25 protein-coding genes are annotated in these 23,930 nt (G+C 66.4%); 9 read left to right on the top strand and 16 right to left on the bottom strand.

Annotated features, from left to right (window positions below):
• Positions 1-10: 10 nt before the first annotated feature.
• On the bottom strand, positions 11-976 hold the full coding sequence (gene trxB, locus BoBH3_RS15140; protein ID WP_262331643.1) for a thioredoxin-disulfide reductase: 966 nt from the start codon (positions 974-976) through the stop codon (positions 11-13).
• Between the two features lie 137 nt (positions 977-1,113).
• Positions 1,114-2,115: a mitochondrial fission ELM1 family protein gene (locus BoBH3_RS15135; RefSeq protein ID WP_262331642.1), complete on the bottom strand. Its 1,002-nt coding sequence runs from the start codon at positions 2,113-2,115 to the stop codon at positions 1,114-1,116.
• 80 nt (positions 2,116-2,195) lie between these two features.
• Here BoBH3_RS15135 and BoBH3_RS15130 point away from each other — a divergent pair, with 80 nt between their 5' ends.
• Both BoBH3_RS15130 and BoBH3_RS15125 read left to right on the top strand, forming a co-directional pair.
• Positions 2,196-2,660, top strand: coding sequence for an Lrp/AsnC family transcriptional regulator (locus tag BoBH3_RS15130; protein WP_262331641.1), 465 nt, complete (start codon positions 2,196-2,198; stop codon positions 2,658-2,660).
• A 13-nt stretch (positions 2,661-2,673) separates the two neighbouring features.
• The gene (locus BoBH3_RS15125) at positions 2,674-3,120 is read left to right on the top strand and encodes a GNAT family N-acetyltransferase (RefSeq protein WP_262331640.1); all 447 of its coding nucleotides are present in this window, start codon (positions 2,674-2,676) and stop codon (positions 3,118-3,120) included.
• A 26-nt stretch (positions 3,121-3,146) separates the two neighbouring features.
• On the opposite strand, the gene BoBH3_RS15120 is transcribed toward BoBH3_RS15125, so the two are convergent.
• Positions 3,147-3,722, bottom strand: a complete 576-nt coding sequence (locus BoBH3_RS15120; RefSeq protein WP_262331639.1) for a hypothetical protein — start codon at positions 3,720-3,722, stop codon at positions 3,147-3,149.
• Positions 3,723-3,768: 46 nt separating this feature from the next.
• On the opposite strand from BoBH3_RS15120, the gene BoBH3_RS15115 reads away from it, so the two are divergent.
• The gene (locus BoBH3_RS15115) at positions 3,769-4,380 is read left to right on the top strand and encodes a MarC family protein (RefSeq protein WP_262331638.1); all 612 of its coding nucleotides are present in this window, start codon (positions 3,769-3,771) and stop codon (positions 4,378-4,380) included.
• A 123-nt stretch (positions 4,381-4,503) separates the two neighbouring features.
• On the opposite strand, the gene greA is transcribed toward BoBH3_RS15115, so the two are convergent.
• The 3 genes from greA to BoBH3_RS15100 all read right to left on the bottom strand — a co-directional run bounded on the left by greA (position 4,504) and on the right by BoBH3_RS15100 (position 9,973).
• Entirely contained in the window at positions 4,504-4,977 is a 474-nt protein-coding gene (gene greA, locus BoBH3_RS15110) for a transcription elongation factor GreA (RefSeq protein WP_262331637.1), read from the bottom strand.
• A gap of 102 nt (positions 4,978-5,079) precedes the next feature.
• The gene (gene carB, locus BoBH3_RS15105) at positions 5,080-8,427 is read right to left on the bottom strand and encodes a carbamoyl-phosphate synthase large subunit (protein ID WP_262331636.1); all 3,348 of its coding nucleotides are present in this window, start codon (positions 8,425-8,427) and stop codon (positions 5,080-5,082) included.
• Between the two features lie 163 nt (positions 8,428-8,590).
• Positions 8,591-9,973 (bottom strand): amidohydrolase family protein, encoded by a 1,383-nt coding sequence (locus BoBH3_RS15100; protein ID WP_262331635.1) that lies wholly within the window; start codon positions 9,971-9,973, stop codon positions 8,591-8,593.
• Between the two features lie 148 nt (positions 9,974-10,121).
• Between BoBH3_RS15100 and BoBH3_RS15095 the strand changes: the two genes are divergently transcribed.
• From BoBH3_RS15095 to BoBH3_RS15085, 3 genes are all read left to right on the top strand, one after another.
• Positions 10,122-11,441, top strand: coding sequence for a hypothetical protein (locus BoBH3_RS15095; protein ID WP_262331634.1), 1,320 nt, complete (start codon positions 10,122-10,124; stop codon positions 11,439-11,441).
• Positions 11,442-11,551: 110 nt separating this feature from the next.
• A complete protein-coding gene (locus BoBH3_RS15090) occupies positions 11,552-12,613 on the top strand; it encodes a class I SAM-dependent methyltransferase (protein ID WP_262331633.1) in 1,062 nt (353 codons plus the stop codon).
• A gap of 82 nt (positions 12,614-12,695) precedes the next feature.
• Positions 12,696-13,100 carry a GtrA family protein gene (locus tag BoBH3_RS15085; RefSeq protein ID WP_262331632.1) on the top strand — a complete coding sequence of 135 codons (405 nt, stop codon included), beginning with the start codon at positions 12,696-12,698 and terminating at the stop codon, positions 13,098-13,100.
• 432 nt (positions 13,101-13,532) lie between these two features.
• On the opposite strand, the gene BoBH3_RS15080 is transcribed toward BoBH3_RS15085, so the two are convergent.
• From BoBH3_RS15080 to BoBH3_RS15065, 4 genes are all read right to left on the bottom strand, one after another.
• Complete coding sequence (locus tag BoBH3_RS15080) at positions 13,533-14,000, bottom strand: hypothetical protein (RefSeq protein WP_262331631.1); 468 nt, start codon at positions 13,998-14,000, stop codon at positions 13,533-13,535.
• Positions 14,001-14,004: 4 nt separating this feature from the next.
• Positions 14,005-14,793 (bottom strand): hypothetical protein, encoded by a 789-nt coding sequence (locus BoBH3_RS15075; protein ID WP_262331630.1) that lies wholly within the window; start codon positions 14,791-14,793, stop codon positions 14,005-14,007.
• A 189-nt stretch (positions 14,794-14,982) separates the two neighbouring features.
• Entirely contained in the window at positions 14,983-15,675 is a 693-nt protein-coding gene (locus BoBH3_RS15070; RefSeq protein ID WP_262331629.1) for a class I SAM-dependent methyltransferase, read from the bottom strand.
• A gap of 94 nt (positions 15,676-15,769) precedes the next feature.
• Entirely contained in the window at positions 15,770-16,042 is a 273-nt protein-coding gene (locus BoBH3_RS15065; protein ID WP_262331628.1) for a PilZ domain-containing protein, read from the bottom strand.
• 206 nt (positions 16,043-16,248) lie between these two features.
• On the opposite strand from BoBH3_RS15065, the gene BoBH3_RS15060 reads away from it, so the two are divergent.
• On the top strand, positions 16,249-17,397 hold the full coding sequence (locus BoBH3_RS15060) for a class I SAM-dependent methyltransferase (RefSeq protein ID WP_316045107.1): 1,149 nt from the start codon (positions 16,249-16,251) through the stop codon (positions 17,395-17,397).
• Between the two features lie 94 nt (positions 17,398-17,491).
• Here BoBH3_RS15060 and BoBH3_RS15055 read toward each other — a convergent pair whose 3' ends face one another.
• The 3 genes from BoBH3_RS15055 to BoBH3_RS15045 form a co-directional block, all read right to left on the bottom strand.
• Positions 17,492-17,725, bottom strand: a complete 234-nt coding sequence (locus BoBH3_RS15055; RefSeq protein ID WP_262331626.1) for a hypothetical protein — start codon at positions 17,723-17,725, stop codon at positions 17,492-17,494.
• A 132-nt stretch (positions 17,726-17,857) separates the two neighbouring features.
• The gene (locus tag BoBH3_RS15050; protein ID WP_262331625.1) at positions 17,858-18,067 is read right to left on the bottom strand and encodes a cold-shock protein; all 210 of its coding nucleotides are present in this window, start codon (positions 18,065-18,067) and stop codon (positions 17,858-17,860) included.
• Positions 18,068-18,404: 337 nt separating this feature from the next.
• On the bottom strand, positions 18,405-19,313 hold the full coding sequence (locus BoBH3_RS15045) for a DMT family transporter (RefSeq protein ID WP_262331624.1): 909 nt from the start codon (positions 19,311-19,313) through the stop codon (positions 18,405-18,407).
• Between the two features lie 90 nt (positions 19,314-19,403).
• Between BoBH3_RS15045 and BoBH3_RS15040 the strand changes: the two genes are divergently transcribed.
• On the top strand, positions 19,404-20,336 hold the full coding sequence (locus BoBH3_RS15040; RefSeq protein ID WP_262331952.1) for a LysR substrate-binding domain-containing protein: 933 nt from the start codon (positions 19,404-19,406) through the stop codon (positions 20,334-20,336).
• Here the strand turns inward: BoBH3_RS15040 and BoBH3_RS15035 are convergent.
• The 3 genes from BoBH3_RS15035 to carA form a co-directional block, all read right to left on the bottom strand.
• On the bottom strand, positions 20,311-20,766 hold the full coding sequence (locus BoBH3_RS15035) for a group III truncated hemoglobin (RefSeq protein ID WP_262331623.1): 456 nt from the start codon (positions 20,764-20,766) through the stop codon (positions 20,311-20,313). The two genes, BoBH3_RS15040 and BoBH3_RS15035, sit on opposite strands and share 26 nt — an antisense overlap.
• Positions 20,767-21,006: 240 nt before the next feature.
• On the bottom strand, positions 21,007-21,822 hold the full coding sequence (locus BoBH3_RS15030) for a prephenate dehydrogenase (protein ID WP_262331622.1): 816 nt from the start codon (positions 21,820-21,822) through the stop codon (positions 21,007-21,009).
• Positions 21,823-22,029: 207 nt separating this feature from the next.
• The gene (gene carA, locus BoBH3_RS15025; protein ID WP_262331621.1) at positions 22,030-23,238 is read right to left on the bottom strand and encodes a glutamine-hydrolyzing carbamoyl-phosphate synthase small subunit; all 1,209 of its coding nucleotides are present in this window, start codon (positions 23,236-23,238) and stop codon (positions 22,030-22,032) included.
• A 167-nt stretch (positions 23,239-23,405) separates the two neighbouring features.
• Between carA and BoBH3_RS15020 the strand changes: the two genes are divergently transcribed.
• Positions 23,406-23,867 (top strand): GatB/YqeY domain-containing protein, encoded by a 462-nt coding sequence (locus BoBH3_RS15020; RefSeq protein WP_262331620.1) that lies wholly within the window; start codon positions 23,406-23,408, stop codon positions 23,865-23,867.
• Positions 23,868-23,930 lie beyond the last annotated feature (63 nt).

Below are 23,930 nucleotides of genomic sequence, written 5' to 3'. Positions count from 1 at the left end.
GCGGTGCAGCCTATTCGGCTGCCTCGCGTTGATCGAGCGCGCTGTTCAGCAACCAGCGCTCGGCGTCGAGCGCCGCCATGCAGCCCATGCCCGCCGCCGTCACCGCCTGCCGATAATGCTCGTCGGTGACGTCTCCGGCAGCGAAGACGCCCGGAATGTTGGTGCGGGTCGTACCGACCTCGACTTCGAGATAGCCGGATTCGCGCATGTCGAGCTGGCCGGCGAAAAGCTCGGTCGCCGGCTTGTGGCCGATGGCGATGAAGACGCCGTCGGCCTTCAGCTCGCTCTCGGCGCCCGTCTTCGTATTCTTCAGGCGCAGATGCGTGACATTGGGCGGGGTGGTGGCGCCGCAGATTTCGGCGATCTCGCTGTCCCAGACCAGCTTGATCTTCGGGTGCTTGAACAGGCGCTCCTGCATCACGCGCTCGGCGCGCAGATGATCGCGGCGATGAACCAGCGTGACCTTGCTGGCGAGGTTGGCAAGATAGAGTGCCTCCTCGACCGCGGTGTTGCCGCCGCCGACGACCACGACCTCCTTGTTCCGGAAGAAGAAGCCGTCGCAGGTGGCGCAGGCCGAGACGCCGAAACCCTGGAAGCTCTGCTCGGAAGGCAGGCCGAGCCATTTCGCCTGCGCGCCGGTGGCGATGATCAGCGAGTCGCAGGAATAGGTCTCGTTGCCATCGCCCCAGAGGCGGAAGGGCCGCTGCGAGAGGTCGACGCGGGCGATGTGGTCCGAGACCATCTTCGTGCCCATATGCTCGGCCTGGGCGCGCATCTGCTCCATCAGCCATGGGCCCTGGATCGGATCGGCGAAGCCCGGATAGTTCTCCACATCGGTGGTGATCATGAGCTGGCCGCCAGCCTGCAGGCCGGAGATGAGCACCGGCTCCAGCATGGCGCGGGCGGCGTAGATCGCGGCGGTGTAGCCGGCCGGGCCGGAGCCGATGATGATGACGCGGGCGTGCATGTTGGCCATCGTCTCAATTCCTCTCCTGCGGGCGAACGGCCGCAGTTTCGTTCCGTCAGATACGGCGGCGGCGCGCCGAAACAAGAGCGGCCTGGTTCACTATCAGATCGATCGCCGTGATCGCGTCCTATCGGATGCGCGGTGATCTATGCGTCGAGCCCGAGAGCGGCCCGGTGGCTGAGCCAGCCCCGCCGTATCGCATCGGCGATGACGGGCGTTGAGTCTATCGGCGCGTAGCGCTTGCCGGCAAGCTGTCCACGGAAAGGATGCACAGCGCCTTCCTGCATCAGCGTCGCGATCAGCGCTGTGATCTTCGGATGGCCGCCCTGCGGCTCGAAGACGAGGACGGGAACGCCGGTCGCCGTGGCCTCGCCGATCATGTTGGTCGAATCGGCGGTGACGACGACGGCGTCGGCATTGGCGATCAACGCGAGATAAGGGTTCTCGCCCGAGCCGTCCCACCACCAGCCGCCATGGCGAGCGAAGACGGCCGACGCCGCATTCGCGAGGGCGGGCGAGGTGCGGCGTGAGGGCGAGCCCATCAACGCGGCGCCGGAGCCGGCCAGGGCATCGAGCTGCTTGCTAAAGCCCTCGATATCGGCCGGGGAGAAGCGGTGGTGCCGGCTGTCGCCTCCGACCAGCACGGCGACGCGCGGCGCGGGCAAAGCCCCTATGGGGCCGGGAGGCGCGGCCTGGGCCGAGGCCAGCTTCTCGGGCGTGAGGCGATGGGGGGAGGTGGCGGTGACGAGCACATTGTCTCCACGCAGCCGGTCGTGTCCTGAGACCCAGATCAAGTCGGCCGTGCCGGCGCCGGTGCGCGGGTCCTTGAGGAAGACGGTGAAGGTCCGGCCGTTCGAGGCCTTCTTCACCGCCCGCAGATAAGGGACGGCGCGCCGGCCCGAGGCGATGGCGATGTCGGGGAAGGGCGGGCGGATCGGGCTCTCCGACCGGTCGGGCGCCTCTCGCGGGTCGATCGGCCCGCGCGGCATCAGCCAGGCGAAGGGCTTGCGCGGCCTCACGCGCCGTATTTCCGGCATGACGCCGAGCCGTTCTGCCACGCCGAGGCACTGGCCTTCGTCGCCGGCCTTGCCATCGGTCAGGACCCAGACGGTTGGTTGGGGAAACTGCGGTTCGGGATTGTCGTGCATCGTTTCGCCTGTCCGCGGCATGCGCCTTGTATCGCTTGGCCGCGCCGTCTACACCAGCGCGACCTTCCTTGGGGATATTCGTGCGTCCGAAACTCGACGAGATCGACCTGCGCATCCTGCGCGAGCTCCAGGCCGATGGGCGCATGACCAATGTCGAGCTCGCGAGCCGCGTCGGCATCTCGCCCCCGCCCTGCCTGCGCCGCGTGCGCGCGCTGGAGGAGGCCGGGTTGATCCGCGGCTACCATGCCGATCTCGACGAGCGGAAGCTGGGCTTTGAGGTGGTCTGCTTCGCTTTCGTACATCTGGCGAGCCAGGCGGAGGTCGACCTCGCCGCCTTCCAGGTCCGGATGAAGGGCTGGCCGAGCGTGCGCGAATGCTGGACGCTCTCCGGCGACATCGACTTCGTGCTGAAATGCGTCGCGCCTGACCTGAAGGCCTTCCAGGACTTCGTGGCGGAGCTGACGGCGATGCCGAATGTCCGGAACGTCCGCACTGCGCTCGCCCTCGACCGTGTCAAGGACGAGCCGATCGTGCCTTTTGGCTGAGAGCGAGGCTGCCATGCCGGTGACGGTCTGGACGGCGGCCGACGCGGATTTGTCGGCGATCCTTGCGCTCTATCGCCAGCTCAGCGTCACCGACCTCGTGCCGGACGCCGCGGCGGCGGCCGAAACCTGGCGGCAGATTCTCGCCAGCGGCTTCATGACTGTGCATGTCGCCGAGCTCGACGGCAGGGTCGTGGCGACCTGCGTGCTGGTGATCGCGCCCAATCTGACACGCAACATGCGCCCCTTCGGGCTGATCGAGAACGTCGTCACCGAAGAAGGGCTGCGCGGCCAGGGCGTCGGCAAGCGTGTCGTACAGGCCGCCATCGCGCAGGCCTGGGACGCCGGCTGCTACAAGGTGATGCTGCTGACCGGGCGCAAGGACCCGGCCGTGCTCGGGTTCTACGAGGCCTGCGGCTTCAGCCGCGGCAAGACCGCCTTCGAGGTCAGGCGGCCCGGCTAGCGTCTATTCCGGCCTCGCACCTGCGGTCAGCCAGCGACGTAGCGCTTGATCCAGTATGCGTTGTTGCGGGCGAGGGCCTTCAGCCGGCGCCGGTCAATGTCCGGCAGATTCCAGCCGCCGCCGGCGGGGTGTTCCGACGACATGATGGGGTAGCTCGCGAGCGGCCGGCCGCTGCGATCGTAGATCGTCGCCGTGCTCTCGAGAAAGTCGCTGGTGCCGCCGCCGCCGTTCGGTTTGCCGCCTCCGCTGCCCACATAGGATGAGAGCCAGACGCTGGTGACATTGACGATGAGCCGCGTAGACGCGCCGCGCTGCAGCGAGGGCCCGAGCAGTTCGGCGAGCTTGCTCTCCAATTCGGCCTTGACCAGGGCGGTGTTGGCGCCCCAGCCCTGCACGACAGTCGGCGCGAAGGTCACCTGGATCGAGCCGATCGGCGCGGCCTGCGCCAGGGCGGCGGCCCCTGCGAACGGCGCCAGCGCGGCGGCAGCGAGCGCGAAGGACAGAAAGTGTCGACGCGTTGTCATGATCGGAAACTCCGTGAAAACCGTTCCTTCAATGTAAGCGCGGGTTTTCGATAGTCCATGGGCGCGTTCGCGTGCCATCGGCAGCGGCTTACTCTATGGGATTCGCATTCGAGGGGGGATTCTCATGGAACGCTGGCTGACGGAATTCGTGAAACTATGGGTCGTGATCGACCCGATCGGGACCCTGCCGGTGTTCCTGGCGGTCACGGCGGGGATGAGCAAGGCGGCTGCGCGACGCGTCGCCCTGCACGGCACGCTCGTCGCCTTCATTGTGCTCCTGTTCTTCATCCTGCTGGGGCAGGTCCTGCTGACGGCGATGGAGATCGAGCTGAGCTCCTTCCAGATCGCCGGCAACATCGTGCTGTTCCTGTTCGCCCTGACCATGATCTTCGGCGAATCGAAGCTGGACGAAGACAAGAAGCTGCTGAGCTCATCCGATCTCGAAAAGGCGGTTTATCCCCTCGCGATTCCGAGCATTGCGAGCCCAGGCGCGATGCTGACGGTGATGACGGTGACCGACAATGCGCGGTTCAGCATCGTCGAGCAGACGGAGACCCTGATCCAGGTCGGCATCATCCTGGCAGCGCTGCTCGTGCTGCTGTTCTGCGCCTCGCATATCATCGCGGTCATCGGAAATGCGGGAGCCAGCATCATCAGCCGCGTCATGGGGCTGATCCTGGCGAGCGTCGCAGTCGACGGTTTCGTCAAGGCGGCGAGGGTGATTGTCGCCGGGTAGCGGAACGGGGGGAGTCATGCTCGGGCCTGACCCGAGCATCTTTGGCCGAAGAGGCTAGCCGCCGCTTTCCTGCATGAGGTTCTCGGGTCGGAGCTGTGCTCCGCCCGAGCATGACGCATTCGGTCAGCGGAAGACGACGCTGACGACTTCGTAGGACTTGCCGCCGCCGGGCGTATTGACCTGCACGGAATCGCCGACCTTCTTGCCGATCAGCGCGCGCGCGATCGGCGAGCCGATCGAGACCTTGCCGGACTTCACGTCCGATTCCGGTTCGCCGACGATCTGGTAGCTCTTCTCTTCCTCGGTATCGTCGTCGATCAGCTTGACGGTGGCGCCGAACTTGATCGTGTCGCCGCCGAGCTTCGAGACGTCGATGATGTCGGCGCGGCCGATCAGCGACTCGAGCTCCAGGATGCGGCCCTCGTTGAGGGACTGCGCTTCCTTCGCGGCATGATATTCGGCGTTCTCCGAGAGGTCGCCGAGGGCACGCGCCTCGGAGATCGCGGTGATGATGCGCTGACGCTCGACCTGCTGGCGGTGCTTCAGCTCCACCTCCAAAGCGGCGAAGCCGCCCGCGGTCATGGGAACCTTTTCCATTCTTTCCGTCCCGTAAGCTTCAAAAGCGCGGCTCGCCGGGCGAATGGCACGCCGGCGTTTCCGCGCTTCCGATCGATCTTGAACCTCGACGCTTCCGGCCGCTCAGGCCGCGCGTTCGAAGTAGGATTGCAACGATCGTACTTCGAGATCGCCGCTGCAATAGGCCTTGATGCCCTCTGCCGCGGCGATCGCGCCTGCCAAGGTGGTATAATAGGGCACCTTGTGCAAGAGGGCCGTTCGACGTAGCGAACGGGAATCCGCCAGCGCCTGCGGCCCCTCGGTCGTGTTGAAGATCAGCTGGATTTCGCCGTTCTTGATCGCGTCGACGACGTGCGGTCGGCCTTCCAGCACCTTGTTGATCTTGCTGGCGCTGATGCCCTGCTCCTGCAGCAGGCGCAGCGTGCCGCCGGTCGCGACGATGCGGAAGCCGAGATCGGAGAGGATGCGAACGGCTGGCACGATGCGCGGCTTGTCGTCATCGCGCACCGAGACGAAGACCGTGCCCTTGACCGGGACCTTGGAGCCGGCACCGAGCTGGCTCTTGGCGAAGGCGGTGTCGAAGGAGCGGTCGAGGCCGATGACCTCGCCGGTCGAGCGCATCTCCGGCCCGAGCAGCACGTCGACGCCCGGGAAGCGCGCGAAGGGGAACACCGCTTCCTTGACGCCGACATGGTCGAGCACCGCCGGCTTCAGTGCGAAGCTCGCCAGGCTCTCGCCGGCCATGATGCGGGCCGCGATCTTGGCGACGGGAACGCCAATGACCTTGGCGACGAAGGGCACGGTGCGGGAGGCGCGCGGGTTGACCTCAAGGACGTAGATGTCACCGTCCTTGATCGCATACTGGACGTTCATCAGCCCGCCGACATCGAGCGCCAGCGCCATGGCCTTGGTCTGGCGTTCCAGCTCGGAGAGGACTTCGGCCGAGAGTGAGCGCGGCGGCAGCGAGCAGGCCGAATCGCCCGAGTGGATGCCGGCCTCCTCGATATGCTCCATGATGCCGGCGATGAAGGCGTCCTTGCCGTCGGCCAGGCAGTCGACATCGACCTCGATCGCGTCCGACAGATAGCGGTCGAACAGCAGCGGGTTCTTGCCGAGCACCGTGTTGATCTGGCCGGTCTTGTCGTTCGGGTACTTGGCCTTGACCTCGGAGGGGATCAGCGAGGGCAGGGTGCCGAGCAGATAGTCCTCGAACATCACCTCGTCGCGGATGATCGCCATGGCGCGGCCGCCCAGCACATAGGAAGGCCGCACGACGAAGGGCAGGCCGAGCTCGGCCGCGATCAGCCGGGCCTGCTCGACGGAATAGGCGATGCCGTTCTTCGGCTGCTTCAGGTGCAGCTTGTCGAGCAGGCGCTTGAAGCGGTCGCGGTCCTCGGCGAGGTCGATCGCGTCCGGCGAGGTGCCGAGGATCGGGATGCCGGCCTCTTCCAGAGCGTTGGCGAGCTTGAGCGGCGTCTGGCCGCCGAACTGGACGATGACGCCGTGCAGCGTGCCGTTCTGCTTCTCGGTCTCGAGGATCTCGAGCACGTCCTCGGCGGTCAGCGGCTCGAAATAGAGCCGGTCGGAGGTGTCGTAGTCGGTCGAGACCGTCTCCGGATTGCAGTTGACCATGATGGTCTCGTAGCCCGCATCCTTCAGAGCGTAGCAGGCGTGGCAGCAGCAGTAGTCGAACTCGATGCCCTGGCCGATGCGGTTCGGCCCGCCGCCGAGGATGACGACCTTCTTGCGATCGGAGGGGTTGGCCTCGTCGGCCACCTTGCCCGCGAAGGGCATGGCGTAGGTCGAATACATATAGGCCGTCGGCGAGGCGAACTCGGCCGCGCAGGTGTCGATGCGCTTGTAGACCGGGCGGACGTCGAGCGACCTGCGGAGCGCACGGACCTCGGCCTCGGTCTTGCCGGAGACGGCGGCGAGGCGCTTGTCGGAGAAGCCCATCGCCTTGATTTGGCGGAAGGCGCCGGGCGTCTGCGGCAGGCCGAACTTCCGGACCTTCTCCTCGGTGTCGATGATGCCGCGCATCTGCTCGAGGAACCACGGGTCGATCTTGCAGCTCTCGTGGATCTGCTCGTCGGTGAAGCCCAGCCGCATCGCCTGGGCGACATGCAGGATGCGGTCAGGCGTCGGCGTCGAGATCGCCGCCTTGACGGCGTTGCGGTCGTCGCCGAGGCCCAGACCCTCGACCTCGATCTCGTCGAGGCCGTCGAGGCCGGTCTCCAGCGAGCGCAGGGCCTTCTGCAGCGATTCCTGGAAGGTGCGGCCGATCGCCATGGATTCGCCGACCGACTTCATCGCCGTGGTCAGCGTCGGCTCGGCACCGGGGAACTTCTCGAAGGCGAAGCGCGGGATCTTGGTGACGACGTAGTCGATCGTGGGCTCGAACGAGGCGGGCGTCGCGCCGCCGGTGATGTCGTTCTCGATCTCGTCGAGCGTGTAGCCGACGGCCAGACGCGCTGCCACCTTGGCGATGGGGAAGCCGGTCGCCTTCGACGCCAGCGCCGAAGAACGCGAGACGCGCGGGTTCATCTCGATGACGATCATGCGACCGGTTTCCGGATCGATCGCGAACTGCACGTTCGAGCCGCCGGTCTCGACGCCGATCTCGCGCAGCACCGCCAGCGAGGCGTCGCGCATGATCTGGTATTCCTTGTCGGTCAGCGTCAGGGCCGGGGCGACGGTGATCGAATCGCCGGTATGGACGCCCATCGGATCGAAGTTCTCGATCGAGCAGACGATGATGCAGTTGTCCTTCTTATCGCGGACGACCTCCATCTCGTATTCCTTCCAGCCCAGCACGCTCTCCTCGATGAGGACTTCGCTGGTGGGGGAGGCGTCGATGCCGCGCTCGACGATGTCGATGAACTCGCCCTTGTTGTAGGCGATGCCGCCGCCCGTGCCGCCCATGGTGAAGGAGGGGCGGATGATCGCGGGCAGGCCGATGTCCTCCAGCGCGTCGAGCGCCTGGCCGAGCGACTTGACGTGGTGCGAACGCGGGGTGTCGAGGCCGATCTTGGTCATCGCCTCGCGGAAGAGCTCGCGGTCCTCGGCCTTGTCGATGGCTTCGGCGGTGGCGCCGATCATCTCGACGCCGAACTTCTCCAGAACGCTGATCTTGCTGCCGTCAGGCTGAACGATCGACTTCTTGTTGAGCGAGAGCGCGCAGTTCAGCGCGGTCTGACCGCCCATGGTCGGCAGCAGCGCGTCGGGCCGCTCCTTCTCGATGATCTTGGCGACGATCTCGGGCGTGATCGGCTCGACATAGGTCGCGTCGGCCAGGTCCGGATCCGTCATGATCGTCGCCGGGTTCGAATTGACCAGGATGATGCGATAGCCCTCGGCCTTGAGCGTCTTGCAGGCCTGGGTGCCGGAATAGTCGAACTCGCAGGCCTGTCCGATGATGATGGGGCCGGCGCCGATGATCAGGATGGACTTGATGTCTGTGCGCTTGGGCATGATCTCGGCCGTTTTCGCGGGCGCGCGCACGGCCGTCCGATCGAGAGAGCGGGCCGGTGCGAACGCCAGAATGAATGCTAGGCGCTCGCTATAGACGGGCTGGGCGGCGGGGGGAAGCGGAAAGGCTGAGCTTTCGACAGTTCGTGGGTGGCGGCGGAAAGCCTCAGCCGCAGCAGGGGCAGCCCGGCCCGAAGACCGCACGGCTGCCCAGCGCCGCGAGCCGGGCGCGCCAGCCCGGGACGCGGCCGCGCAGCGTGGCGATGGCGCGGTCGCGGTCGAGGCGTGTCGGGCGTGCATCCTCCAGCACGATCTGACCGTCGATGACGCTCGTCACCACGTCGCTCGCCCGGGCATAGTAGACCAGCGCCGCGTAGCCGCCGTAATAGGGCTGGAGATGGGGCCGGTCGATGTCGACCGCGATCAGATCAGCCTTCTTGCCGGTGTCGAGCGAGCCGATTTCGGCATCGAGCCCGAGAACGCGCGCGGCGCCCATGGTGTGGAGCTGCAGCGCCTGCGCGCAGGAGAGGGCGTTCGGGTCCCCCAGCCTGAGACGCATGGCGTTGAGAGCGTTGCGCATGCCCTCGAACGGGTCGTTCATCATCCAGTCGGTGGCGAAGCCGGTGGGTATCCCGCGGGCGAGGATGTCGTCGAGCGGCGGGTAGCGTCCGCGGCGCGGATAGATGGTGGGGCAATGGGCGTAGGCCGCGCCGCTTTCCTGAACGGCGTCGAGATCGCCCGCTCCGGCGAAGACGAGATGGGCGAGCACGACATCGGGCGCCAGCATGCCGACATCGCGCAGGAATTCCAGCGGGCCGCAGCCATGTTCAGCCCTGATCTGCTCCGTCTCGCCGAGACTCTGGGCGGCGTGGATATGCATGCCGACGCCGAGGCGATTCGCTTCGCCGCGCGCCTCGCGCAGCAGCCCGGCCGAGCAGGTGTCTGTCGCATGGGTGCCGATGCGTGCGGAGATGCGGCCCGATGCCGTGCCGTGCCAGCGCTCGGCGAAGGCGACGCCGTCCTTCAGGCGCGTTTCGCCGATCTCGGCGTGGTGGGTGTAGTCGCCGCGCCAGAGCTCGTGCAGGCGCACATCGAAGACCTTGTGGGCGATCTGGGCGCGCAGGCCGCAGCGCTCGACGGTCTCGGCCAGCCTGTCGGGCGCATACCAGATGTCGTTGATCGTGGTGATGCCGGAACAGAGCATGTCGGCGCAGCCTGCCTCGGCCAGCAGGGCCCATTCCTCCTCCGCGATGTCCTTCTCCATGCGGAAGGCCACCTCCAGAAGCGCGGCCTTGGCGGCATGGTCGTCGGTCTGGCTGCGGAAGATCAGGGAGGCGGCGTGGGAATGGCAGTTGACGAAGCCCGGCAGCACGGCCCGGCCTTCCCCGCGCAGCACGCGCTGCGCCTGCCAGGTTCCTTCAGGCTGCCGTGGCCCGGCGTGGAGGATGCGGCCGCCCGCGATAGCCACCTCGCCATCGGAGATGATCGGAAGGCCCTCGCTCATCGGGTAGAGGAACTCGGCACGGACCAGCAGGTCGATCTCGGTCACGGACGGGCTTCTCCACTGCGACTCGGGGCTCGCCGCGGAGCTTAGGGGCAGGGCCGGCAGGCGTCAGCCCCGGGGGACGATCGGCCGCTTGCGTCCCGCGCGATTGCTTAATATGAAATGTTATATTATTTCATATTGAGGCTTCGTCGTGCACCAGCGCCCTCCCGTCCCCGCTCTCTCCCACCTTGCCGCAATTCTCCTGGCATCGACGCTGACAGCGTCCATCGCCTCCGCCCATGATCACGCGCCGTCGCGCGGTCGGCTCGTCTTCGCCGATCATGAGAAGCCGGTGGTCCGCGTCCTCGATCTCGACAGCGGCGAGGTCACTCATACGTTTCCGGTGCCGAAGCCGAACCCGGTCTTCGCCGGTGTCGATGGCGGGCGCTATGTCGCGATCAAGACCGGGGACGATGCCGGGACGGTGCGGCTGCTCGATACGGGCCTCCTCTACGAGCCGCATGGCGACCATGTCGACGTTGAGAAAGGGCCGGTGCGCCTGCTCGATCTCGCGGTGACCGGACAGAAGCCGGCGCATGTCATCTCGGGCAACGGGCAGCTCGCGCTGTTCTTCGACGGCATCCGGCCCTGGGACGGAGCGAGCACGGCCAAGGCGGTGCTGCTGTCCATCAAGGGCCTCGACAAGCCCGCGCCGACGCAGACCGTGTGGCAGAGCCCCGGGCCGCAGCACGGCATCGCGGTGCCGCTTGGGCGCGGGCAATGGCTGATGTCCGTGCCGAACCCGGCCTATGTGAAGGGCGACGACCGGCAGGCCTCGTCGCGGCCGAACGGCTTCGAGGTGCTGGACCAGGGCAAGGGCTGGAAGCGCCTGGCATCCTTCGCCGATGCCGCGAAGGCGGATGCCTCCTGCAAGCTCTATCACGGGCAGGCCAGTGCCGGCGGCCGCCAGGTGCTCGGCTGCACTGAGGGGCCGGACGGCGGCGTGCTCGTGCTGGAGCGCGGGAAAAAGGGCTTCGAGGCGCGCAGGTTGCGCTACCCCGATGCAGAGCGGCGCATCAGCGCCATCCGGGGGCGCGACGCCGGGCGATACATGGTCGCGAACTATGGACGCACCAGCCCCTATGACGCGCTGATCCGCATCGATCCGAAGGTGCGGAAGCTTGAGGCGCAGGACGTGCAGCCGGTTCCGGGCGGCCAGTCCGCCTGCCAGTTTGAGCTGTCCGGAAACGGCAAGTGGCTCGCCAATCTGACGCCGGACGGCAAGCTGCGCGTTTACGAGATGGCTCCGGCCTGGAAGGAGGTCGCGTCCTTCGATGCGGTGCCTGCCTTCGACTGCGCCTATGGCGCCCGCACCCCGACGCCCTCGCTTGCCGTGATCGGTGAAATCGCCTTCGTCAGCGACCCTGAGAACGGCCGCATCCGCGAGTTCAATCTCGGAACGCTCAAGCAGGGGCTCGACCTCCCTGTCGAAGGCAAGCCGGCCAACCTCGCCGGTGCCGATGCCGGGTAAACGTTCTGTGCGTTGACAGGGTAGGGCATGAGCCTAGCGTGACCGCTTCCGTGCTGGCGTGAAGCCGGATCGCGAACGCTCCGGCGGCGCCCGAAACAGGGAGCATGACCATGCGTGCTGCCGACCCTCAGAAACTCGATGCATTGGTGGGACGCCTCGTCGGCGATGTCGGGGCTTCCGTCACCGGGGCGTTGATCGTGCTCGGCGACCAGCTCGGTCTCTACAAGGCGATGGGCGATGGCGAGCCGGTGACCGCGGCCGAGCTCGCCGCGCGGACGGGCTTCAAGGAGCGCTATGTCCGCGAATGGCTCTCCGCCCAGGCGGCGGCGGGCTATGTCGACTATGACGAGGGGAGTGACCGCTTCAGCCTCTCCCCCGAGCAGGTCATGACCTTCGCGGAGGACGACAGCCCCGCCTTCTTCGCGGGCGCCTTCGAGGTCGTGCAGTCGATGTGGGTGGACGAGCCAAAGGTGGAGGAAGCCTTCCGGAGCGGCAAGGGCCTCGGCTGGCACGAGCACAGCAAATGCCTGTTCCGCGGCACGGAGCGCTTCTTCCGGCCGGGCTACAACGCGCATCTGACGGCTGAATGGATTCCGGCGCTGGATGGCGTCCAGACCAAGCTCGAGCGGGGGGCGACGGTCGCCGATGTCGGTTGCGGCCACGGCGCCTCGACGATCCTGATGGCCAAGGCCTATCCGCAGTCGCGCTTCTACGGCTTCGACTATCACGGCCCCTCGATCGAGCGGGCGCGGGAGGAAGCGCAGAAGGCAGGGGTGGGGGACCGCATCGTCTTCGAACAGGCCTCCGCCAAGGACTTCCCGGAGCAGAAATACGATCTCGTCACGATGTTCGACTGCCTGCACGACATGGGCGACCCCGTCGGTGCCGGAAAGCATGTGCGCGATTCGCTGGCGCGAGACGGCAGCTGGATGATCGTCGAGCCCTTCGCCCATGACAGGCTGCAGGATAATCTCAACCCGGTCGGGCGGATCTATTACGGCGCCTCGACGATGATCTGCACGCCGGCCTCGCTGTCGCAGGAGGTTGGGCTGGGGCTGGGGGCGCAGGCGGGCGAGATGCGGCTGCGCAAGGTCGCGCTCGATGCCGGTTTCTCGCGCTTCCGGCGCGCGACCGAGACGCCCTTCAACATGGTGTTCGAGGTGCGGGCCTGATTTTCACGAGCCTGGTGTTGAAAGCCGGCGTGATCGTGGGGTGAGGCTGTCCAAGCCGCCGGACAGCCTCTAGAAGACCCGCATGCCGTTTCGCCGCTATCCGCGCCAGTTCCGCCAGCTCGCTGCCTATGTCGTCGCAGGCGGGCTCACGGCCGTGGCGCATTACGGGGTGCTGGTCGGGCTGGTCGAGCTGGGCCGGGTCGATCCGGTCCCGGCGACGCTGGCGGGCTTCGTCGTCGGTGCGCTGGTTTCCTACACGCTCAATCGCTGGATGACCTTCGACGCCACCCGCGGCCATGTCGAGGCCGGCTGGCGCTTCGCCGTGATCGCGGCCGGCGGCTTCGTGCTCACCGGCATCCTGATGCATCTCTTCGTCAGCCGCGCCGGCCTGCCCTATCTGCCGATGCAGATCGTGACGACCGGCGTGGTGATGGTGTTCTCGTTCCTCGGCCACAAGTTCTTCAGCTTCGCCGACCGGGCGGCCTGAAAGGGCGCCGGAGGCGGGACGTGCCGGCCCCTCAGCGGATGCCGCTGGAGCAGTTCATGAATGCCATGTGGGCGCCGGTTCCGCGCTTCGGCGAATGCCATCGCATCCGGCCCGGCCGGTGATTGTCCGGCGAGAGCCTGCCGCCGTTGTTAAGGGCGCAGTTGCAGGCGCGCGGGTCGTTCATCCGACGACATTCCGGGTGGATCCCGCCTTGTTGCGCCGAGGCCGGCGGTGGGAATCCCAATGCGACAAACGACAGAACCGTCGCGGCAAGCCAGTATCTCACGTCAGTCTCTCCCCCGAGCCGACGCAAGGTTTCATGCCGCTTGCGACAAGTCCATCGCGCTGCCCGCGCTGCGGGCTGCGCCTTTCGTCGCTGCGGCTGTGCCCTTCGCACGCAGGCGATAGAGGCGGGCGGAACGCCCGCCTGCCTCACTTGGGCGGTTCGACCGTCAGCGTGAGCTGGCTGCGGCCGGTGCGGCCTTCCTTGTCGGTGGCCTCGATCTCGACGACATGCCGGCCGGGCGGGACGATGACCGCGGGCGCCTCGATGCCCGCCGCGGTGATGAAGGGCTTCACGCGGGGGGTGAGGTCGATCGGCTGCTGGCGGCGATAGGTGATGCGCACGCTCGCCGGGTCGATCGGCACGCCGTTGCTGGGCATGAAGCGCACCGCGAGCCGGAACGGCCCGCTGCTCACCTTTGAAGGTGTGCCGAGCGTGTCGATGCCCGGGCCGCGCGTGAGGTTGCGCACGGATCCCGTCTTGATCTCGACCGCCGGCAAGCCGGCTTCCTCATGCGTGATGAGATGCACCGGGTCTGCCGCCATCGCCGATGAAAATGCGCAGGCAGCGAGAAGAAGTGTCGGCAGGAGCTGCCGGGAGAATCTAATCTTGGTCATCTTCCTATTTAACCCCCAAAAGAACGGCTATCAGGCCGGCTATGGCCGAGACGACGGTGGTGGCCATGAGCACCGCCTTCTCGATGTTCTTGATGGTATCGACCGGCATCTTGCCGTTGACGGCCAATAGAACCTCACGCAGGGCAGGCAGCGAGACGATGCCGCGCGCGGTCAGCGCGGCCTGCGTCATGCGCAGCAGCATGCCGGTCAGCATGGAAGCGCCGATGCTCAGCGCGTAGAAGATCGTTTCTCGCCAAGCTGCCGGTCCCTGCGGAAGGAGCGGTATGTTGTCGATCCAACCGAGCAATCCGTTCATGCTCGCGACAGAAAAAATTGCGAAGCCTGCCGCAACGGAGGCGTCGAACCGGGTCAGGCGCGGCCGAATGCCGAAATAGGCCAGGCCTGTGAAGAAGGGGATCGCGACCGAAGCGAAGCGCAGGACGGAGAGCGGCAGGTCCAGCCAGAGCACGACGCTGGCATAGCTGCCGAGCAGCGTCAGGAAGCCGAGCGGAAGCACATGGTAGCGCCTGCGGTGGATGAGGCCGTGCCTATGCTCCCGATGGTGCGGCTCTGCAGCGGCCAGCGGCGCCTGGGGCGCGCTGAAGATGGGCGCTACGGGCGCCTTGCGACTTTCCTCCGCCGCCTTCTCGACCTCCACCAGGCGGCATTCCAGCGCCTCGATCCGGCGCAGCAGCGGCAGCACGGGCGTGAGATCTCGTCCGCAGCAGCGGCAGGACAGCACGCCGCCACCGAGCACGGCTTCGCAATAGGGACAGACAGTCTGATCCTGCACGGAAATCTCGGTCTTTGGGAAGAGCGCGCTCAAAGACACAAGTGCCGCTGCAAATCAAGTATTCAGAGGATTTTTCATTTACGGAAAGTGCCCCGATGACCCAAAAGTCGCAAGCTCGCGCTTGCGCATGGCCGCGCTTCCGCGTCCCGCGCGAGGTTCCTTCATTGTCGAGCATGGCGCCGCCCGGCTTCAGGCCGGCTTGAGCGCCTTGAAGGTCATCCGGTGCGGGTTGTGGCCGAAATTCGCCGGGCGCGCGGGCTCGGCGAAGCCGGCCTCGCGGATCAGCGCGGACATGGCCTCGGCCGTATAGGTCGAGAGGCCGTACTGCGCTCTCAGCTTGCGATAGTCGGAAAAGGCCGTGCGGACGAGCCCCGCCAGCGCTGCGGTCAGGAAGCCGCCGCGCCCGGCGAAGGCGAGGAGTTGGGAGGCGTCCGTCAGCGGGCTGACATCCGGCGGGATGACGTCAGCGAGGATCAGCGCCCCGCCGGGCTTGAGCTTGGCGTGCCATATCCGCAGCAGCGCCTGCAGCTCGTCGCGGGAGAGGTATTGGAGCAGCGAATTGGCGACCACGAGGTCGAGGGAAGCGTCCGGCAGCGCCTCGACCTCCTCCGGCGAGACCACGGCGATGTTACCGAGGCGGCCGAACTGCGTGCGCAGCTTCTCGCGAACATTCGGCGCGGCCTCGCAGAGATTGAGCCGACCACAGGCCGCCGCGACGCGGGCCGCATCCAGCGCTTCGCCGCAGCCATGGTCCAGGACCACCGCGTCCGGCGAGGGGATATGAGCGATCAGGTCGCTGGCAATGGCGCGGTAATGCAGGGCCTTGTGCCGCGGCGATACGTAGATGGAGTGCTCGCCGTTCCAGAAGTCGCGCCAGGACATGCTCTCGCCATTTGCCGTTGAGGGGCAGCGACGGGCTGCCTCCCCGCAGGACTAGAGGCTGTTGGGGGCGTTGGACAAGTACCGCTTTTGGGGGTCAGGCGCCCGGCGCCTTCGGCTTGGCGAAATGGATGCCGATCTGCCGCTGCCGGACCCAGACCAGCGAGGCGGCGCGGAAATCATCGTCGTCGTCGGCGCGGTAGTGCAGATCCATCGGCAGCGGCCGGTCGGTCTCGGGCTGCAGCCGCGCGCCGGTCGCGGAAATATCCACCACGCGGCACGAAACGAGGAAGCGTTTGGCGGCGTCGAAAAGCTTGCCAGAGCGCAGTCTGCCCCGCCAGCGTGCCGCCTCCCTGCGCTCGATGCCCATCCTGCCGTCCCAGAGATTGTCAGTTTGCGGCAGAGCCTAGAGAATGGAGATTGAGCGAGGCTTAAGCCAATCTCGCAATTGCTGCCTTTACGGGACTTCCGATGCTGCTGCTTCCGAGACTGCTGAAACGGTTCGTGCGAAAGGGCCGATTGACTGTCATCACGCCGGATGGACGGCGGCATGTTTTCGGGACGGGGCCGGAGGAGATGCTGTTTGCAGGCGTCGTCAAGACGGCGCCTTCCGTCACCGTGCGCTTCCGTGACGACAAGGTGGAGCGAGAGCTCTTCCTCAATCCGGAACTGGCGCTCGCCGAAGGCTATATGGACGGGCGGATCGACTTCGAGGAGGGCACGATCCACGACCTGCTGACGCTGTTCTGGCTGCAGCGCCAGGAACTGCGCAAGCATCCGCTCCAGCAGGCGATCCGCAAGATCCGCTTCCGGCTGCGGCGCTGGCGGATGCACAACCCGCTCGGCGTCGCGGGCAAGAAGGTCAAGCACCACTACGACATCCCGACCGAGTTCTATAAACTCTGGCTCGACGAGACGATGACCTATTCCTGCGCTTACTGGCACAGCCCCGAGGTGGGGCTGGAGGCCGCGCAGCAGGCTAAACTCAGGCACATCGCCGCCAAGCTGAAGATCGAGCCCGGCATGACCGTGCTCGACATCGGCTCGGGCTGGGGGCAACTCGCGATCTATCTCGCCAAGGCCTGCGGGGCGAAGGTGACGGGGCTCAACGTCTCGCCCGACCAGATGGCTGCGGCGCAAAAACGGGCCGAGGCGGCGGGCGTCGGCGACGCCGTGACCTTCATCAACAAGGACTATCGCGAGCTGACCGGCACCTTCGACCGTGTCGTCTCGGTGGGCATGATGGAGCATGTCGGCGTCGCGCATTACCTCGAATATTTCGAGAAGATCCGCGAGCTGCTCACTCCGGACGGCATCGCCATGGTGCATTGCATCGGCCGCGTCGGCCCGCCGGGCTTCACCGGTCCGTTCTTCGACAAGTACATCTTCCCCGGCGGCTATGCGCCGGCGATGTCGGAGGTGTTCGCAGCCGTCGAGCAGACCGGGCTGTGGTCGTCCGACTGTGAGTTCTGGCGGCGCCATTACCACTGGACGCTGGAAGCCTGGCGCGAGCGCTTCATGGCGCATCGGGCGGAGGCGGTCGCGATGCTGGGCGAGCGCTTCGCACGGATGTGGGAGTTTTATCTCTGCGCCTGCTCGATCTCCTTCGACATCGGCGGCGACATGGTGTTCCAGCTTCTGCTCGGAAAGCACAAGAGCGCCGTCCCGGTCATCCGCGACTACATCGCGGATGACGAGAAGGCGCTGGCGGCGAAGGGGTTCTGAGGCGCGGCTGCGTATCCGCGTCCCCCCGTCGAGCGGGCGCGCTTCGTTGCTGTCCGCGAGACCTCTTGATCGCTGCGCTCGCGAAGGCGCGTGGTCAGGCGCTGACGGTCTTGCGGCGGGCCTTGGGCTTGGCGGGGGCCAGGGCCAGCGCTTCGCGATCGAGCGCCTCCTTCTGCAAGCGCAACTCGCGCAATCTCGCGGTCTTCTCATCGCGAGCCTGGGCGATGTTGTCGCTTTCGGAGATGATGCGGTTGCGGGCCAGCGACTGCGTCTGGACCTTCAGGAAGCTGTTGTCGGCTTCCGTGCGCTGTTTCGAATGTTCAGCCATGGCGGCCTTCCGATCGTGTGGGTCGTCGTTCAGATACGAAAAAAGGCCAAGCATGCGCTTGGCCTTCCCTTGGAAGTCATTCCAGTCAGTGGTGCCGGTACATCCATGGTCACCGCGACGAATGACGTCCGATCACGCAGCCTGAAGCTGCTCGGCGGCCATCTTGCCCGACTTGTTGTCGCGAGCGACTTCGAAGCCGATCTTCTGGCCTTCCTGCAGCTCGCGCATTCCGGCGCGCTCGACAGCGGAGATGTGGACGAACACGTCCTGGCTGCCGTCGTCAGGCTGAATGAAGCCGAAGCCCTTGGTGGAATTGAACCATTTCACTGTGCCGGTGGCCATTGAAGAACCCTCCTTGTTGGCAGTACCTGTCGTCCGCCATGCGACTGCCCGGCGGATTCAGAACGATTTCGAAAGGGGAGTTCATCAGAAGCGCGCCGAGGCGCGAAAATAAAAACAACCGTCCAAACAAATATCGACAACGAATTATCTAGTTTCTTTTGATCCGAATGTCAACCTTCGGTTTGTTTTATTTTTTCCTCTGGTCGAATTCATGTGCCTGCAGCAGGTATTTCCGGATCCAGTCACGGTATTTTCAAGTCGAGTTTGGCGTTTTTCTGGAGTTTTGTGCTCGATTATTTTCGAGAGATGAGGCGGCGCGGCTGGCCGCCGGGGAAGGCTAGCGCTTCAGGTTGACGACGACCACGCCGGCGAGGGCCATGGCACCTCCGATGATGCCGAAAAGGGTCGGCACCTCGCCGAGCCAGAGGAAGCCCATCAGCGTCGCCATCGGCGGCACGCAGTACTGGAAGTTGGCGGCGCGGCCGGCCGGCAGGCGCGAGAGGGTGATCGCCCAGGTGCCGTAGGCGATCAGGCTCGGCACCACGGCGAGATAGACCACCGACCAGAAGGAGACCGCAGACGCCACCTGAGCCTGTGCGATCGCGCCCGGCAGGAAGGGCAGCAGCACGAAGCCGCCGATCGCCTGGTTCCAGGCGGCGACATGCAGCGGCTTGTAGCGGCCGAAAAGCGGCTTCTGCACCACGGTGGTGATGGCATTGCAGAAAGCCGCGCCGAGGATGAGCAGCACGCTCAGGCCGATCTCGACATCGAGCCCCTTGCCGAGCGCGATGACGCCGATGCCGGCGAAGGAGAGCGCTGTGCCGAGCCAGGCTGTGAGGCTGAAGCGCTCGCCCAGGATCATCATCGCGAGCACGGCGGTCATGATCGGGTTGGTGTTGATGATGAAAGCTGCCGGCCCTGCCGGCACGACGCGCTGGCCGAAGTTCAGCAGCACCGCATACGCCGCGATAAAGACCACGCCACCGATGAGGAAGCGCCAGATATCGGTGCGCTCCGGCAGCTTGGCGCGCGTCGCGATCAGGAAAAGCGCGGCCGGCGTGCCGGCGAGCGCGAAGCGCAGCGCCGCCATCTCGGCCGGGCCGAAGCCGGCGAGTCCGGCGCGGATGGCGGGAAAGGAGGAGGCCCAGGCCGTCACGGTGAAGGCGACGGTGAAGACCAGCGTCGGGTCGAGGCGCGCGCCGCTCGACGTGGTGGTTCCGGCATGGGTGCAGGCGGGAGAGGACATGGCGTCGATCCGCGTTGAAAGACAAGTTAACCCGATAGACGACTGCCGGACCTGATTGACAAACGAACAAATGAGGCATGAGCTGTGATGATGGATCACAGCTCGAACCTGCCACCGCTGGACACGCTGCGCGCGTTCGAGGCGGCTGCGCGGACGGGGAGCTTCTCGGCTGCGGCGCAGGCGCTCAACCTGACGCATGGCGCTGTCAGCCGGCAGATCGCGCGGCTGGAGCATTGGCTCGGCCTGCGCGTCTTCCTGCGGCAGGCGCGCGGGGTCTCGCTGACGCCGGAGGGGCAACGCCTGCTGGCCCGCACGCAAGAGGCTTTCGCGCTGATCGCCGACACATCCGAGCGTTGGCGCGAGGCGCGGGGCGCGGCGGTCGTTCGGGTCAGCGCGCCGCCTTCCGTCTGCTCGCTCTGGCTGATGCCGCGCTTGTCGGTTCTGGAGGCGGGAGAGCCTTCGCTGCGCATCGTGCTGCAGGTCGAGCACCGCAAGGTGGATTTCGAAGAAGAGGGGGTGGACCTCGGGATACGTTGCGGGCGCGGCGGCGCGCCGGATAGGCTTTCGCTCAAGCTGTTCGAGGAATGGTGCTTCCCGGTGGCCTCGCCGCAATTGGCGGCCGCGATCGGGGAGGGGGCGCCGGAACGGCTGCTAGCATATCCGCTGATCCACGATTCGGACGCGGCCGGCTGGAAGGCCTGGTTCGCGGCGCAGGGGCTGGATTATCGTCCGCGCCCGCAGGACCGGCGGTTCGAGGATTACAATCTCGTGCTCGATGCCGCCGCCCATGGACTCGGCATCGCGCTGGCCCGGCCGCCGCTGGCGCGCGAGCAACTGGCGACAGGGCGGATCGTAAGAGCCGATGCGCGCGAGGCTCTGAACCCTGTGTCGTACTGGCTCGACCGGCCGTTTGGTGCACTCAGGGCTTCGGCGGCGGCGCTCGCGGGACGGATCGCGCGCGAAGCCGGTGTGTCCGACCGCGAGATCGAGGGTTTTCTCAGCCGGGAGACCAGGGCGGCGTAGGATTCTCGCGCGAGACGTGCCGGGGCGCCGCGATCTCGCCGCGCTGGCTGGCTCGGGCCATCTCGAAGCTGTCGGCGATGCGCCGCGCGCGGACGATGAAGGCCTCGGCGATCTCCGGCGGGCAGAGTTCCCGGGCCGTCGCCTCAAAGAGATCGAGCCAGCGGTCGAAATGCTCGCCCGTCAGCGGCAGGATGAGATGCGGGCGCATCGGCCGGCCGTTATAGCGGCCGGTGCGCAGCATCACGCCGCTCCAGAAATCGGTGATCTTGCCGATATGCTCGTCCCAATCCTCGACGGCGGCTTCGAAGACGGGGCCGATCAGGACGTCCTGCCGCGCCCGCCCGTAGAAGCTGCGCACGAGCTCGGCGATCATCGGCTCGCGCAGATCGGGATGGGCGGCGCCCGGATGGGTCAGGGGATTATCGGTCATCGTCCTGCGATCAGAGAGTGACTGCATCCGATATGGCGAATGCGGAGCCGGCTGGGTAGGTCCGTCAGCGTCGCAGGCCTTTTCCAGTTTCCTGGCGCACATTTATCTTGCCCGGAACCAGGCCATCATCCCGGACAAGCGGCTTTAGCCGCGCCGATCCGGGATCCATCGTAAAGCTCCGAGCCCTATGATGGATCCCGGCGCTCCGCTGCGCTGCGGCCGGGATGACGTGCGTTTCGATCAGACGGCGAGGCGCTCGTCATTAGCTATCGCCGCGGCGGCCCTCTCAGCCTGTGGGGCATCGCCATGCTCCAGGAACAGCCGCATCTCGTCCGCCAGCGCGAAGAAGCGGTCCCGCACCGCCTTGGCGTGCGGATTGGCGCGCTCGATCGCCATGAAGACATTGGGCGCATCGTGACGCACCATCTCGGTCGCCTGCATCAGCAGATCGAAGCTCGCGGTGGTCATGCGCTGCGGCAGCGGCTCCATGCGGACGAGAATCTTTGCGATCAGATGGGTCAGGCCCTGCGCCATCGCGACCTCGCGGTCATGCGCGTCCGGCGTCGTGACGATCACTTCGAGGCCCAGGACACGGCGCAGGAAGGCTGCGATCCGCCGGATACTGCGGCCGCGGACCGGGCAGAGCGCGATCTTGAGGCCGGCGATGCCATTGCGCGCGCTCTGCGGGCCGAAGAGCGGATGCGTGCCGATGATCTCGACGTGATCCGGCAGTCCTTCCAGCATGGCGCGGGCGGGGCCGATCTTCACCGAGCCGACATCCAGCACGATGGCGCCGGCCTTCAGATGCGGGCGCAGCGCGGCGATGGCCGCGGGTATCGCGGAGACGGGCACGGCGAGGATGACAAGGTCGCAGGCCGCGACCTCTGCGAGATCGGCCGGCTTCAGCCCCTTGCCGGAGACATCGGGCGGGGGAGGGGTGCCGGGATCGCAGATCCGCAGCGCAAAATGCGGCTGGAGATGGCGGGCCATCAGGCGGCCGAAGGCGCCGAAGCCTATGATGCCGATGGTGGAGAGGTTTCTGATCCTGGAAGACATCGCTTTGGTCCTGTGAGGGCCGCGATGTCGGGGGAGAGCCTGATTTCAACCGCCATCGCGGCGGTTGAACATGGGAATGCCACCGCCTTTATGAGGACGGGGCGTAATAGCTGCGGAACGAGGCCATCAGGCTGGTCATGACGTGCTTAAAGCTTCCCGTGGCGGCGAAGTCAAACGACTTGCCGCCGCGCAGAGCGAAACGCGCTATCAGGCCGCCTGCTTGCTCTTCTCGGCCGCCATCAGCTCGACGAAGCGGTTGAAGAGGTAGTGGCTGTCCTGCGGGCCGGGAGAGGCTTCCGGGTGGTGCTGGACGCTGAAGGCCGGGCGGTCGGTGAGCGCGATGCCGCTGTTCGAGCCGTCAAAGAGCGAGACATGGGTCTCGACGGCATTCGCCGGCAGGCTGGCCGGATCGACCGCGAAGCCATGGTTCATCGAGACGATCTCGACCTTGCCGGTGGTCTTGTCCTGCACCGGATGGTTGGCGCCGTGGTGGCCCTGCTTCATCTTCATGGTCTGGCCGCCGATGGCGAGCGCCATCATCTGGTGGCCGAGGCAGATGCCGAAGGTCGGCACCTTCCGGTCCAGAAGCTCCTTGATGACCGGCACGGCATATTGGCCGGTCGCGGCCGGGTCGCCCGGGCCGTTCGAAAGGAAGACGCCGTCGGGCTTGAGCGCCATGATGTCCGCGGCAGTGGTGGTCGAGGGGACGACGGTGACGTCGCAGCCGGCCTTGGCGAGGAGACGCAGGATGTTGCGCTTCACGCCGTAGTCGATGGCGACGACCTTGTAGCTCGCGCTCTCGCGCTTGCCGTAACCGGCCGGCCAGACCCAGGGCGTCTCGTCCCAGTCATAGCGCTGGGCGGAGGTGACGAGCGGGACGAGGTCGAGACCGGCCATGTCGGGCAGCCCGGCGGCCTCCCTCTTCAGCCGCTCGATGTCGAAGACGCCGTCCGGGTTGTGGGCGAGCATGGCGTTCGGCATGCCCTTGTCGCGGATCAACGCGGTCAGCGCGCGGGTGTCGATGCCGCAGATGCCGACGATGTTGCGGGCCTTGAGCCAGGCGTCGAAATGCTTGGCCGAGCGCCAGTTCGAGGGCTCGGTGATGGCGGCGTGGAGCACGCAGCCGCGCACGCCGGACGAGGCGGCGGCGTTCACCGTCTCGGTGTCCTCCTCGTTCACGCCGACATTGCCGACATGCGGGAAGGTGAAGGTGATGATCTGCCCGGCATAGGACGGGTCGGTCAGGATTTCCTGATAGCCGGTCATTGCCGTGTTGAAGCAGACCTCCCCCGGCGCCTCGCCCACGGCGCCGAGGCCGAAGCCTTCCAGCACCGTGCCGTCGGCGAGCACGAGGAGCGCGGTCGCGCGCGGTTCGGTCCAGCCGGTTTCGGCGGGGTTTCCTTCGGGAGCGGTCATGTCTATGTCTCGGTCCAGGCCGCTTCGAGCGGCATTCATGCGGGGCGGGGCACTAAATTTCGCTCCACCGGTCTGGAACGCGAGCCTTAAAGAGGCGGGCGCTGCCCGTCAATCGAGGCAGGCGCAAGCCACGCTGGATAAATGAGCAAGAGAAAAGGACGACCACGATGACGAGCCTGCGCGAGCGCTTCACGGCCGACATGAAGGAAGCGATGAAGGCCGGCGAGAAGGCCAAGGTCGCGGCGATCCGCCTGATCAGCGCCGCGCTGAAGGATAAGGACATCGAGGCCCGCGGCGCCGGCAAGGGCGAGGCCACGGCCGACGAGATCCTCGGCGTGCTGCAGAAGATGATCAAGCAGCGCCAGGAATCGATCGCGATCTACGATGCGAACAACCGCCCCGAACTCGCCGAAGGCGAGCGCGTCGAGGTCGCGGTGATCTCGTCCTACCTGCCCAAGCAGATGTCGGACGACGAGGTGAAGGCCGCGATCGACGCCGCCATCGCCGAGACCGGCGCGAGCGCCGTCAAGGACATGGGCAAGGTCATCGGCAGCTTGCGCGCCGCTTATGCCGGCCAGATGGATTTCGGCAAGGTCAGCCCGATGGTGAAGGCGGCGCTCGGCGGCTGAGCCCTGCCGGGGCGAAGCGAGCTGCCATCTCTGTGAATCACGGGAGCAAGCCAGCCGCCGATG

Source organism: Allobosea sp. BH3, assembly GCF_025499465.1.
Taxonomy (GTDB): domain Bacteria; phylum Pseudomonadota; class Alphaproteobacteria; order Rhizobiales; family Beijerinckiaceae; genus Allobosea.
This window is presented reverse-complemented; position numbering and strand designations above follow the sequence as displayed.